General features: G+C 73.3%; 11 protein-coding genes and 1 pseudogene. 4 read left to right on the top strand and 8 right to left on the bottom strand.

The window, feature by feature from the left end:
• Positions 1–115: 115 nt before the first annotated feature.
• Entirely contained in the window at positions 116–1,567 is a 1,452-nt protein-coding gene (locus ACLIYP_RS07650) for an FAD-dependent oxidoreductase (RefSeq protein WP_412712381.1), read from the top strand.
• 63 nt (positions 1,568–1,630) lie between these two features.
• Here ACLIYP_RS07650 and ACLIYP_RS07655 read toward each other — a convergent pair whose 3' ends face one another.
• From ACLIYP_RS07655 to ACLIYP_RS07665, 3 genes are all read right to left on the bottom strand, one after another.
• Positions 1,631–2,380 (bottom strand): spermidine synthase family protein, encoded by a 750-nt coding sequence (locus tag ACLIYP_RS07655; RefSeq protein WP_412712382.1) that lies wholly within the window; start codon positions 2,378–2,380, stop codon positions 1,631–1,633.
• A gap of 63 nt (positions 2,381–2,443) precedes the next feature.
• On the bottom strand, positions 2,444–4,129 hold the full coding sequence (locus ACLIYP_RS07660) for a ribonuclease J (protein ID WP_412712383.1): 1,686 nt from the start codon (positions 4,127–4,129) through the stop codon (positions 2,444–2,446).
• Positions 4,130–4,302: 173 nt separating this feature from the next.
• Positions 4,303–4,686, bottom strand: a complete 384-nt coding sequence (locus ACLIYP_RS07665) for a MerR family transcriptional regulator (protein WP_412712392.1) — start codon at positions 4,684–4,686, stop codon at positions 4,303–4,305.
• Positions 4,687–5,052: 366 nt separating this feature from the next.
• Here ACLIYP_RS07665 and ACLIYP_RS07670 point away from each other — a divergent pair, with 366 nt between their 5' ends.
• Entirely contained in the window at positions 5,053–6,555 is a 1,503-nt protein-coding gene (locus ACLIYP_RS07670) for a SulP family inorganic anion transporter (RefSeq protein WP_412712384.1), read from the top strand.
• Positions 6,556–6,870: 315 nt separating this feature from the next.
• Here the strand turns inward: ACLIYP_RS07670 and ACLIYP_RS07675 are convergent, their stop codons facing one another.
• On the bottom strand, positions 6,871–7,440 hold the full coding sequence (locus ACLIYP_RS07675) for a DM13 domain-containing protein (RefSeq protein WP_412712385.1): 570 nt from the start codon (positions 7,438–7,440) through the stop codon (positions 6,871–6,873).
• Between the two features lie 251 nt (positions 7,441–7,691).
• Here ACLIYP_RS07675 and ACLIYP_RS07680 point away from each other — a divergent pair.
• Positions 7,692–8,303, top strand: a pseudogene (locus tag ACLIYP_RS07680) (MFS transporter); the annotation flags it as partial.
• A gap of 47 nt (positions 8,304–8,350) precedes the next feature.
• Here ACLIYP_RS07680 and ACLIYP_RS07685 read toward each other — a convergent pair.
• From ACLIYP_RS07685 to ACLIYP_RS07695, 3 genes are all read right to left on the bottom strand, one after another.
• Entirely contained in the window at positions 8,351–9,268 is a 918-nt protein-coding gene (locus tag ACLIYP_RS07685) for an aminoglycoside phosphotransferase family protein (RefSeq protein WP_412712386.1), read from the bottom strand.
• 433 nt (positions 9,269–9,701) lie between these two features.
• Complete coding sequence (locus tag ACLIYP_RS07690) at positions 9,702–10,235, bottom strand: CbrC family protein (protein ID WP_412712387.1); 534 nt, start codon at positions 10,233–10,235, stop codon at positions 9,702–9,704.
• Positions 10,236–10,524: 289 nt separating this feature from the next.
• Complete coding sequence (locus tag ACLIYP_RS07695) at positions 10,525–11,025, bottom strand: hypothetical protein (RefSeq protein ID WP_412712388.1); 501 nt, start codon at positions 11,023–11,025, stop codon at positions 10,525–10,527.
• Between the two features lie 78 nt (positions 11,026–11,103).
• Between ACLIYP_RS07695 and ACLIYP_RS07700 the strand changes: the two genes are divergently transcribed.
• Positions 11,104–12,540, top strand: coding sequence for an MFS transporter (locus ACLIYP_RS07700; RefSeq protein WP_412712389.1), 1,437 nt, complete (start codon positions 11,104–11,106; stop codon positions 12,538–12,540).
• Between the two features lie 68 nt (positions 12,541–12,608).
• Here ACLIYP_RS07700 and ACLIYP_RS07705 read toward each other — a convergent pair.
• Positions 12,609–13,085, bottom strand: a 477-nt coding sequence (locus tag ACLIYP_RS07705; RefSeq protein WP_412712390.1) for a PucR family transcriptional regulator, incomplete at its 5' end; no start/stop codon positions are given.

Here is a 13,085-nt window from a genome sequence, read left to right on the forward strand (position 1 = left end):
GCGATCGAGCCGGTGGTCCGGGCGGAACGCCCTTCCCCGTGGAGACCGCGGCCCCGCATCCGCCGATCCGCCCCGCACCTCCGGCTCCGGCCGCCCGCACCAGGGAGAGAAAGCCATGAGCGTCCAGCAGTACCCGGTCGTCGTCATCGGAGCAGGCCCCGTCGGCCTGGCCGCCGCCACCCATCTGACCGAACACGGTCTGGACCCGCTGGTCCTGGAGGCCGGACCGGCGGCGGGCAGCGCGGTGCGGCAGTGGGCCCACGTGCGGCTGTTCTCCACCTGGGGCGAGGTCATCGACCCGGCCGCCGAGAAGCTGCTGGCCCCCACCGGCTGGGTCCGGCCCGACCCCGCCACCTACCCCACCGGCGGCGACTGGGCCGAGCACTACCTGAAGCCGCTGGCCGACGCCCTCGGCGAGCGCGTGCGCTGCAACGCCACCGTCACCGGCGTCTCCCGCGCCGGCCGCGACCGCGTCGTGGACACCGACCGCGCCGCCCAGCCCTTCACCGTCCACCTCCGGTACGCCGACGGCGGCGAGGAACGCCTCCTGGCCCGCGCCGTCATCGACGCCTCCGGCACCTGGACCACCCCGAGCCCGGCCGGCGGCGACGGCCTGCCCGCGCTCGGCGAACGCGCCGCGGCCGACCGCATCACCTACCGCGTCCCCGACCTCGCCGACCCGGCCGTCCGCGCCCGCTACGCCGGAAAGCGCACCGCCGTGATCGGCTCGGGCGCCTCCGCCTTCACCGCGCTCGCCTACCTGGCCGACCTCGCCCGCACCGAGGACGGCAAGGGCACCCACGCCACCTGGATCCTGCGCCGGGGCATCTCCGGCTCCACCTTCGGCGGCGGCGAAGCCGACCAGCTCCCCGCCCGCGGCGCGCTGGGCCTGGCCGCCAAGGCCGCCGTCGACGACGGTCACGCCGACGCGGTCACCGGCTTCCGCACCCGGGCGATCGAACGCGACGACCACGGACGGCTGGTGCCGGCCGGCGAGGACGGCCGGCGGCTGGAGCCGGTGGACCAGGTCATCGTCCTCACCGGCTTCCGCCCCGACCTGTCCTTCCTGTCCGAGCTGCGCCTGGGCCTGGACGAGCGCCTCCAGGCGCCGGTGGCGCTCGCCCCCCTGATCGACCCCAACGTCCACTCCTGCGGCACCGTCTACCCCCACGGCCACCGCGAGCTGTCCCACCCCGAACAGGGCGTGTACCTGGTGGGCATGAAGTCCTACGGCCGCGCCCCGACCTTCCTGGCCATGACCGGCTACGAGCAGGTCCGCTCGGTCGTCGCCGCCCTCGCCGGCGACATCGAGTCGGCCGACCGCGTGGAGCTGACCCTGCCGGAGACCGGAGTGTGCGGCGGCGCCGGACTCTTCGACACCCCCGAGGCGGCCGAGGGCGGCGACCAGAGCGGCGGAGGCTGCTGCGCAGCCCCCACACCGGAACTCGTCCAGCTCACCGCCACCGCAACCACCGAGGCTCCGGCCCCGCAGACCGACCGGACCGAGCAGGCCGAGCAGGCCGACCGGACCGAGCAGAGCCCGGCGGGCGGCTGCTGCGGCGCCTGACCACCCCCCAGAGCAGCGGGGCCGCGACCGGATCGGGGGACCGGTCGCGGCCCCGCACCGCCCTCACGCTCCGGCGGCCTTGCCTGCCACATAGACGGTGTTGGCCGCCGCACCCGGCTGGTAGGGGTTGTCGAAGCGGACGACATGGGCCTCGGCGGTGGCGAAGACCCGCGCCAGTACGGCGGTGAAGTCCTCGTCCGGCGGGTCGTTGGACCACAGGGCGAAGACGCCGCCGGGGTGGAGGTGCCCGGACAGGGCGCGCAGCCCGGTCTCCTCGTAGAACGGGGCGTGGCTCGGGTGCAGCACATGGCGCGGCGAGTGGTCGACGTCCAGCAGGATCGCGTGGAGTCGGCGGCCCGGCCGCTGCGGGTCCAGTCCTTCGGCTCCCGCGGCAAGCGCGAAGAAGTCCCCCTGGACGAGCCGGCAGCGCCGGTCCGACACCAGTGCCTCGCCCAGCGGCACCAGCTTCTCCTCGTGCCAGCGGATGACGTCGGGGAGGGCGTCGACGACGACCAGCGAACGCACCCTCGGGTCCTCCAGCACGGCCCGCGCGGTGTAGCCGAGGCCGAGCCCGCCCACGGCGACGTCCAGCCCGGCGCCGCCGCCTGTGCCGGCTCCCCCGTCCGGGAGCGCGGCCAGGCCGAGCCGGGCCAGCCCGACCTCCCCGGCCGTGAAGAGGCTGGACATGAGGAACTCGTCGCCGAGCTTGACCTCGTACACCTCCTGGCCGGTCGACGGATCCCGGCGGCGGCGCAGGCTGATGTCGCCCATCGGGGTGGGGCGCCAGTCGATCTCCTCGAAGCGCGGGCTCATGCGGTCGCCTTCCGGTACGGGCTGGACGGGCGGGGTGGAAAGCGGCGGGGCGGACCGGCCCGGTCAGGCGTCGATGACGACGGGGATGACCATCGGCTTGCGGCGGTAGGTGCGGAAGGCCCAGGAGGCCACGGAGCGGGCGATGAGCTGCTCGAGCTGCTGCGCGTCCCCCACACCCTCCTCGGCCGCCGAGGCGAGGGTCTTCTCGATCACGGGGATGGCCGACGCGAACGTCTCCTCGTCGTGGACGAAGCCGCGGGCCAGGAAGTCCGGGGGCTCGGCCAGCGCCCCGGTGTCGGCGTCGACGATGGCGACGACCGTCACCACGCCCTCGGCGGCGAGGGTGAGCCGGTCCTTCAGGGAGGCCTCGGTGGCGCCGCCGACCTCCATGCCGTCGACGTAGACGTTGCCCGCGGGCACCTTGCCGGTGATGGAGGCGCGCCCGTCGACGAGGTCGACGACGACGCCGTCCTCGGCGATGACGACCCGGTCGGGGTCGACGCCGGTGCGCACGGCCAGGTCGGCGTTGGCCTTGAGGTGCTTGAACTCGCCGTGCACCGGCATCACGTTGCGGGGCCTGACGATGTTGTAGCAGTAGACGAGCTCGCCGGCGCTGGCGTGGCCGGAGACGTGGACCTTGGCGTTGCCCTTGTGGACGACGTTGGCGCCCCACCGGGTCAGCCCGTTGATCACCCGGTAGATGGCGCTCTCGTTGCCGGGGATGAGGGAGCTGGCCATCAGCACGGTGTCGCCCTTGCCGATGCGGATCATGTGGTCGCGGTTGGCCATGCGGGACAGCGCCGCCATCGGCTCGCCCTGCGACCCGGTGCACACCAGCGTGACCTTGTGGTCGGGCAGCTTCTCCAGCTCCTTCATGCCGACCACCAGGCCGGCCGGGACCTTCAGGTAGCCCAGTTCACGGGCGATCCCCATGTTGCGGACCATCGAGCGGCCCACGAAGGCGACCTTGCGGCCGTAGGCGTGGGCGGCGTCCAGCACCTGCTGGATGCGGTGCACGTGGCTGGCGAAGCTGGAGACGATGACCCGCCGGGGTGCGGTGCGCATCACCTGCTCGATCGCGGGGTTCAGATCGGCCTCGGCTGTGGTGAAGCCGGGGACCTCGGCGTTGGTGGAGTCGGTGAGGAAGAGGTCGACGCCCTCCTCGCCGAGCCGGGCGAAGGCGCGCAGGTCGGTGATGCGGCCGTCCAGCGGGAACTGGTCCATCTTGAAGTCGCCGGTGTGCAGCACCAGGCCCGCGCCGGTGCGGATGGCGACTGCCAGGCTGTCGGGGATGGAGTGGTTGACCGCGACGAACTCGCAGTCGAAGGGGCCGAAGCCCCGCCGGTCGCCCTCGCGCACCCGCGCCGTGCGCGGCCTGATGCCGTGCTCCTTGAGTTTGGCCTCCAGGAAGGCAAGCGTCAGCCTGGAGCCGACGACGGGGATGTCCGCGCGCTCGCGCAGCAGGTAGGGCACGCCGCCGATGTGGTCCTCGTGGCCGTGGGTGAGCACCACGGCCACCACGTCCTCCAGGCGGTCGCGGATGGAGGTGAAGTCCGGCAGGATCACGTCCACGCCGGGCTGGTGCTCCTCGGGGAACAGCACTCCGCAGTCGACGATCAGCAGCTTGCCGCCGTACTCGAAGACGGTCATGTTGCGGCCGATCTCCCCCAGGCCGCCCAGGGCGACGACCCTCAGCCCTCCCTCGGGCAGTTCGGGGGCGGGCTTCAGCTCAGGGTGTGGATGGCTCATACCCTGACGCTACCGGAGGGTCGCGGAGCCGCTCCACCGCCCCTCCCCGCAGGTCACCTCTCCCACCTGCCGGTTCGCCCCGCGGACGGGGCGACAGGCGGGCCGTGAGGGCCCTCCGCGGCAGGGGCCGAAAGGCGCGGCGGGCCCGGAACCGGGGCGTCCCGCCCCGCCGCTCAGTCCTGCGGGCCGAGCCTGCGGCGGAGGGTGGCGGCGAAGTCCTCGGCGGCCATGAGCTGGGCGCGCAGGGTCTCGCAGCGGGCGTCGGCCACCTTGCGGTAGGCGTCCAGCCGTTCGCGCAGCCGCTCCCGCTCGGCGTCCGGCAGCGGTTCGCCGGAGGCGAGCCGGTCGGTGATCGACAGCAGGTCCCGCATCTCCTCCAGGGAGAAGTCCAGCGGCTTCATCCGGCGGATGACCATCAGGCGGTCGACGTCGGCGGCGGTGTAGAGCCTGAAGCCGCCCTTGGTGCGGGCGGAGGGGACGACGAGGCCGACCTCCTCGTAGTGCCGGATGGTGCGCAGCGACAGGCCCGTCCGGTCGGCCACCTCACCGATCTGCATCCGCTGCTCGTCCGCCACTGCCGATTCCCCTCCGATACCCGAACACTTTTCGGATCTGTAAGCCTCAACCCTACCGGGTGATATGAATCACAAGATCCCGCACGGCGTTCACCTGCGATTTACAGGGCCACGGTCGTAGTCATCCCTCACGTCAGGGTAGAGTTTGTTTCCGGGCGGGACACCGTCCGCCCCCGATCCTGCCGGGCAATGATGCCCGACCGGCGGCCCTCCGCGTCCGCCGATCCCCGGTTGCGCCCCCGTCACCGAAGACGGCCGCGGCCGACCGGCCTTCCCGCTCCCACCCGGAGTCGCGCACGCTGCGCGCGTACGCCTTCCCGCCTGCGCGCCCGATACGGAAACGGATGCATGTCCGCTGACACCTCCGCAGCCCGGCGGCTGCGCCCCTCCCGCCCCGACTGGCTCGCCTCTCCCAAGGTCTTCCGCACCGAGGTGCTGGCCGGCCTGGTCGTCGCCCTGGCCCTGATCCCCGAGGCGATCTCCTTCTCCATCATCGCCGGGGTGGACCCGGCCGTCGGCCTGTTCGCCTCCTTCACCATGGCCGTGGTCATCTCCGTCGTGGGCGGCCGCAAGGCGATGATCTCCGCCGCCACCGGCGCCATCGCGCTGGTCATCGCCCCCCTCAACCGCGAGTACGGGCTGGGCTACCTGGTCGCCGCCGTCATCCTGGGCGGTCTGATGCAGATCGCGCTCGGCGCGCTGGGGGTGGCCAAGCTGATGCGCTTCGTCCCCCGCAGCGTGATGGTCGGCTTCGTCAACGCGCTGGCCATCCTGATCTTCATGGCCCAGGTGCCGGAGATCACCGACGTGCCCTGGGCGGTCTACCCGCTGGTGGCCGGCGGACTGGCGCTGATGGTGCTCTTCCCCCGGGTGACCAGGGCCGTGCCCGCCCCGCTGGTGTCCATCGTCATCCTGACCGTCGTCACCATCGCCGCCGGCATCGCGGTGCCCACCGTCGGAGACAAGGGCGAACTGCCCTCGGCCCTGCCCGTACCCGGCCTGCCCGACGTCCCCCTCACCGCCGACACGCTGGTCACCATCGCCCCCTACGCATTCGCCCTCGCCCTGGTGGGGCTGATGGAGTCGCTGATGACGGCCAAGCTGGTCGACGACATCACCGACACCCACTCCAACAAGACCCGCGAGTCCGTCGGCCAGGGTGTCGCCAACGTCGTCACCGGCCTCTTCGGCGGCATGGGCGGCTGCGCGATGATCGGCCAGACCATGATCAACGTCAAGGCCTCCGGTGCCCGCACCCGGCTGTCGACCTTCCTCGCCGGCGTCTTCCTGCTGATCCTGGTGGTCACCCTCGGCCCCGTGGTCTCCACCATCCCGATGGCCGCCCTGGTCGCGGTGATGATCCTGGTCTCCTTCGCCACCTTCGACTGGCACTCCGTCCAGCCGAAGACCCTCAAGCGGATGCCCGTCGGCGAGACCGCCGTGATGGCCGTCACCGTCGCCGTGGTCGTCGCCACCCACAACCTCGCCATCGGTGTCGTCGTCGGCGTCATCACCGCCATGGTGATCTTCGCCCGCCGCGTCGCCCACCTCGCCGAGGTCTCCGGCGTCGTGGACCCCGACGGCACCGGCGTCGTCTACGCGGTCACCGGCGAGCTGTTCTTCGCCTCCTCCAACGACCTGGTCTACCAGTTCGACTACGCCGGCGACCCCGACACCGTCGTCATCGACCTGTCCGACGCCCACATCTGGGACGCCTCCTCGGTGGCCGCCCTGGACGCGATCGAGACCAAGTACGCCGCCCGCGGCAAGGAGGTCACCATCATCGGCCTGAACAAGGCCAGCGCCGCCATCCACGACAGGCTCGCCGGACGACTCGTCGACAGCCACTGACCGGCGGGGGCACGTCCTCCGCCGCGAGATCCACCGGCCGTCCGGGCCCGCGCCGGCCCGGGCGGCCGGCGACGTCCACGGGGGTGTCGCTCCGGTACGCCCGTATGCACGGCAGGCCCGCGCACGCGGAAGTCCGCACCGTTGGAGGACCTGCGCTCCCGAGCCCGCCCCCGTCGCCCCGGCCCGTGGCAGGGAGCCGCCGCGGAACGGCCGGAGCCGCCCGGGGCGGGGCGCCGCCGCCACGGCAGGCGCATCGCCGCTACAGCACCCCGGCGATGGCGATGACCACGCCGGGACAGGCCGCCGGTGCCCCCGTCAGACCCGCTCCAGCTCCGCCGCTCCGAACGAGACGTCGAAGCGGTCGCACCAGATGCTCACGCTGGTGAACGCGTCCGGATCGACCCCGGCGGGCAGCGCGTAGTTCTGGTCGCCCCGGTTTCCCTTCAGCTTGCCGAGGCTGACGTACTCCCCGTCGTCGAAGACCCCCCAGCCGGCCCGGCCTTCCTTGACCGGCGCGTCGGTCAGCCAGACGTGCAGGTCGGGGCCGTTGCTGGTGTCGAGGTCCTCCAGGCGTACGACGTAGGAGCCGTCGGCCAGTTGGACCAGCCGCACCTTCCCCGACGTCGCGTGCTCGTGGGAGATCAGGTCGCCGTCGGCGAGCGTTCGCGGCCCGGTCTGCGCGGGCGGCTCGGAGGCGGCGGTTTCCGGGCCGGCCGCCGACGGGGAGGGCGCGCCCGATGCCGCGGGCAGGGACTCCCGCACGGTCTCGTCCTGCCACAGCTTCCACGGCTGGAACCAGTACAGCCCCACACCGGCGGCCACCACGGCAACCACCGCGGCCACCGCCACCAACGGCCTGCCCACCACAGCGCGCAACACGCCCACCCCCGTCCGCTCAAAAGGTCCGCCCCCATTCAACTCCAGCAGGGGCTCCGGCGCACCACCCAGGGCGTGACGGAACACTCACCGTCCGCCCGGCGGCGGGTGCCGGTGAAACCGGGGTGCTCCGGCGGGCGCCGGCCGGGTAGCGTGCGGGCCATGTCGAGTCCTGAGTCGGACAGGGCGGGGGCTTTCGGTCACGCCGTCAGCCCCTTGCACCACTGAGTCCGCAGCTCCCCGCCGTCCCGCCGCGTTCCGCGGCCCTCGGCATCCTGACGGGCGTCCCGGCCGGACGCATGCGGCAGGAGACGGCCGGCGGAACGGCCCTGCGGGCGGAGTTCGCCCAGCTCACCAGGGCGCCGCTGCTGCGGGCGATGCTGCTGGGCGCGCTGGTCAACGCCGCCACGTTCGCCGGTTTCACCTTCCTCGCCCCGGTGGTGACCGGCCCGCCGGACTGGGCGCGTGGTGGGTCCCGGTCGCCCTGGTGCTCTTCGGCGCCGGATCCTTCGCCGGGGTCACCGTCGCCGGCCGGCTGGCCGGCCCTGGCGCTGCTGGCCGAGGAGCCGGCCGCCCTGCTCATCCTGGTGTTCGCGCGGGGCGCGCTGTCGTTCGCGCTGGGCGCCACCTTGATCACCCGGGTCCTGTACGAGGCCGCCGCAGCGCCCACCCTGGCCGGGGCGTACGCCACCGCCGCCTTCAACACCGGCGCCGTCGTCGGCCCTCTGATCGCCGCGGCCACCCTCACCACCGCCAACGGGGTCCTCGGACCGTTGTGGGCGAGCGGGATCCTGGTCGCGGTCGCACTGCTCGTCGCCCTCCCCTCCCGTACCGCGACCACGCCCGGCCCGAGCACCGAAGCGGTCCGGTGAGCAAACGCACCCCCCTTCGCCGAAGGACCGGGAAGTCGGGGGTGCGGTCAGCGGTGGGCCGTTGCGGTCAGCCGCCCGAGCGCGGCATGGCCGGGCGGGCCCCAGGTGGGTTTGCCGCCGGGGCGGCCGTGAACGCCGGCGTCTGCGATGAGGATGCAGGTGAGGGCCTTCGACACCGCCCAGCCCCGGGCACGGCGCAGGGTGGCCGCGTCCGGGGCCGGCCGGTACGCGGCGTGGAAGCGATCGGCGGCGCCGTCCGGCAGCAGCAGCCACGCGGCGGCGAGGTCGCAGGCGGGATCGCCCGCGCACAGGTCGCCGAAGTCGATCACACCGCAGAAAGTGCCGCCCTTGACGAGGACGTTGGCCGGGTGCAGGTCGCCGTGGAGCCACAGCGGCGGGCCCGCCCAGCCGGGCGCGGCGGCGGCGTCCTCCCAGACGGCGCGGACGGCGTCCGGGTCGGGGACCAGCCCCGCCTCCGTGGCCGCGGCGAGCTGCCCGGCGAATCCCTCGGCACGGTCGGCCAGTGGCCCCCCGTGGTAACGGCCCGCGGGAGCCCCGGCGGGAGCGGGCCGGTGGAGGGCGGTGAGGAAGGCGGCCAGGGTGTCGGCCGCCTCCGCGGCGCGCGTGACGGGCGCCCGGTCGGCGGGCTCGCCCGGCACCCAGGTGGTGACGATCCAGGGCCGCGGAAACCGCTCGGAGGGCTCACCCTGGCGGTGCGGTACGGGAACCGGCAGCGGCAGGCGCGGGGCGAGCACGGGCAGCCACGCGTACTCCTTGCGCAGCAGCTCGTCCGCGGACCGCGTCGCCCAGGGCAGTCGTACGGCGAGGTCGTCGCCGAGCCGCCACAGCTGGTTGTCCCAACCACGCGCGCCGAGCCTCAACGGGCGGTCGGCCAGGTCGGGATGCTGGTCGCGCAACAGGTCCCGGACCAGCTCCGCGGTGATCTCGGTCTCGGTATGGGTCACGCACAGGCACGCTAGTCGCACGGTCCGGTGTTTGCGACGCCCGGCCCTCCGCGCCGCTCGACGCCCGACGGCGTGGAGCTCCCGGCCACCAACCACCGACCGCGAAGACCAGGGTCCGGCCGCACAGGACAGCGGCGGGCAACCACACACTTCCGGACCGGGATCGTGCCCGCCATGTCCGAGATCGTGCCGGCCATGTCCGAAGGCACCCGTGTCATCAGCCTGGAGTGGCGCTTGACGGCCGAACACGGACGCGCGCGGCGAGCACCAGACCTTCCTTGGGGGTCAAGCGCATCACCGCAAGGGAGTTGGGTCCCCCACCCGGCCGGGCAGGCACCGCTGGGAGAACGAGCCGGCCATCTCCAGGGCGGCCGGATGCCGCCGCCCGCACCGCCCTTGCCCGTTACCGCAAAACCGCCAAGACATGCGGTTTTCAGGAAGCGTCCGTGTAGGCGAGGTGGGTGCCGCAGACGGTGCAGCGGAAGAGCATGACGGTCGCCGCTTCCCCCAGGTGGGTCAGGAAGCGCTCGAGCCTGTCCTCGTCGTACCGGCCCTCGATGCGCAGGTCGGCCCGCAGTTGGTCGAGGGCATCGGGATGTGCCGCCAACTCGGTGTAGCCGACCTCGCCCATGAAGGCGGCCGCGTCGTGGCAGTGGACGAGCCAGCGTGGATCCTGCCAGGCATGGAACCCGGGAGTGCGGCGGGTGACCTCGTGGACGACGTCCTCGCCAACACCGTCGAGCCCGTAGGAGTCGGTGAACTCCCCGGCGAAGCGTTCGGCCGCACTCCCGTCCGCGATGCACCACGGGCAGAAGCGTCCGCCGACCTCATCGGCGGTGTAGAAGGTCGCCGTGTAGATCCAGCCCGTGCCGCGGCCGCAGCACGCGCACGTCTCGGCGGACGCGCGGATGGAGCCGCTCGCCAAGGGGTCCGGGTGATACCGGAAGAAGGGCAGGTCGGCGCTCATCGCCGCTTCCCGATCCGCGCCTCGGCAACCACACCAAACGGTTTCACAGGGGCAGTCTGTCGACAAGGAAGCCCGCGATCAAACGGCGGCATCGGTCCACTGCCGACCGGCCGGACGGGATGACCTGTTGGGGCGCCAGGTCGGCCCCGGAGCGGAGAAGTCGAACGGACCGCGGCCGTCCCCGGCTGCGTTGCACGGGTCGGTGGGCGTGGGCTGCCGGCGAGCCGCCGACTGCGGGGCGGGAAGGAGCGTGTGGGTCCCCCTCGTTCCTCGGGTCGTCCTGCATCGTCTATCCCTTCTTCGCGGCGTCGGCTTGGCGCGGCAGGTGATCCTCGTTCGGCCCGGCGGACGGCACGGCGTGGGGACGGCCGGTGACCGCGAGCAGCACGGCCGCCGCCAGGACGAGCGCACCGGCCGCGAGGAGCTGAACCCTGTAGTCCAGGGTGGCCACCAGGGCTGTGCCGGCGAGGAGGGCGAGCGCGGTGGGTGCGAAGACCAGGGTGTTCGCGGTGGCGGCCACCCGGCCGAGCAGTTCGCCCGAGGTCTCCTTCTGGACCGTGGTCAGGGCGCTGATGAGCGGCCAGGGCAGGCCCAGGCCGATGAGCAGGCTGCCGGCCACCACCACCGGGAGGAAGCCGGTGATCCGGGCCAGTGCCCCGAAGGCGAAGAGCGTGAGCCCGAGCACCGACAGGGACCGGGCCGGGACACGGCGCAGGAGCGCCCCGGCCGCGCCCCGGCCCGCGGCATGGCGGGCGCGCGCACTGCGCAGCGCGGAACTGTGGTGTCCCACCACATACGCCCGCGACCTGCGTTTTCCTACGGTGTGGCGGCACGTTCCGTCCCATCCAGCTGCCCGGAAGTGGTGCCCATGGCCTCCCCTCCCCCGACCCCGGCGACTCCCGGCTCCCTCAAGCGCGTCGTCACAGCGTCCCTGATCGGCACCACCATCGAGTGGTACGACTTCTTCCTCTACGGATCCGCCGCCGCGCTCGTCTTCGACAAGCTGTTCTTCCCCGAGTCCGACCCGCTGGTCGGTACGCTGCTGGCCTTCGTGACCTACGCGGTGGGCTTCGTCGCCCGCCCCGTCGGCGCGCTGGTCTTCGGCCACTACGGCGACCGGCTCGGCCGCAAGAAGCTGCTGGTGATCAGCCTGCTGATGATGGGCGGCGCGACCTTCGCGATCGGGCTGCTGCCCACCCACGCCCAGCTCGGCTCCGCGGCGGCCGTCCTGCTGACCGTGCTGCGACTGGTGCAGGGCTTCGCGCTCGGCGGCGAGTGGGGCGGTGCGGTGCTGCTGGTGTCGGAGCACGGTGACGCGCGCCGGCGCGGTTTCTGGGCGTCCTGGCCGCAGACCGGCGCTCCGGCGGGCCAGTTGCTGGCCACCGCCGTACTGGCGGTGCTGACGGCGGTGCTGTCGGAGGAGGCGTTCGTCTCCTGGGGCTGGCGCGTGCCGTTCCTGCTGTCGGGGGCGCTGGTGCTGGTGGGCCTGTGGATCCGGCTGTCGGTCGACGAGTCGCCGGTCTTCAAGGCCGCCCTGGCGAAGGCCGAGGCGCGCAGGGCCGCCGAGAACGCCGGGACCGCGACGGCGAAGGCGGAGACCATGCCGCTGCTGGCCGTGCTGCGCCACCACTGGCGCGACGTGCTGATCGCGATGGGCGCGCGGATGGCGGAGAACATCAGCTACTACGTCATCACCGCCTTCGTCCTGGTCTACGGCACCAAGCACCTGGAGTTGGAGAAGCAGACGGTGCTCAACGCGGTGCTGATCGCCTCCGCCGTCCACTTCGCGGCCATCCCGGTGTGGGGCGCGCTGTCGGACCGGTGGGGCCGCAAGCCGGTCTATCTGCTGGGCGCCGCCGGGGTGGGCCTGTGGGCGTTCCCGTTCTTCTGGCTGATCGACACCGAGTCCTTCGGCGCGGTACTGCTGGCGGTGACGGTCGGGCTCGTCCTCCACGGCGCGATGTACGCCCCGCAGGCGGCGTTCTTCTCCGAGTTGTTCGCCACCCGGGTGCGCTACTCCGGGGCCTCGATCGGCGCGCAGTTCTCGTCGGTGGCCGCCGGTGCCCCGGCGCCGCTGATCGCCACCGCCCTGCTGGCGGACTTCGGCGGCTCGACGCCGGTGGCGCTGTACGTGATCGCCGCCGCGCTGCTCACAGTGCTCGCGGTCGGGGTGGCCAAGGAGACCCGGATGCGGGATCTGGAGCGGATCGGGGAGCCCGACGGGCCCGACGGGCCGGAGGAACCCGGGGTCTCCGGGAGGGTGCCGTCTGCGCGCGGCGCCTCCTCCTCCGTGGACGGCCGCTGACGACCGCTGACGGCCGCTGAGCGCCGTCACCCGCCGACCGCCCGCCGACCGCCCCTCCCCCCGGGCGGTCAGCGGGCGACGGCGGCGGACATCCGGTGCAGCCGCAGCGCGAGCTGCACCTCCAGGGCCCTCTCCGGGCACTGCCAGTCGCTCCCCAGCAGCCGCCCGACCCGCTCCAGCCGCTGGGCCACGGTGTTGACGTGGACGTGGAGCACGTCCTTGGTGCGGGCCGGGCTGGAGCCGGAGGCGAAGTACGCCTCCAGGGTGCCCACCAGGTCCGTGCCGCGGCGCTCGTCGTACTCCAGGAGCGGGCCGAGGGTGCGGCGGACGAAGCCGTCGATGTCCCGGCCGTCGGCCAGCAGCAGCCCCAGGAAGCCCAGGTCCCCGGCCGCCGCGCCCTCGCCGAGGCGGCCCAGCAGCCGCAGGGTGTCCAGGCAGCGGCGGGCCTCGTCGCAGGCGGCGGCCACCCCCGCAGCGGAGCGCGCAGCTTCACCAGCATCTCCTCGTACTCGGCGGCCGGGTCCGAGTCGAGGACGACGGCCCCT

Origin of the sequence: Streptomyces nanhaiensis (assembly GCF_046614825.1) — a bacterium.
Lineage (GTDB): Bacteria > Actinomycetota > Actinomycetes > Streptomycetales > Streptomycetaceae > Streptomyces > Streptomyces radiopugnans.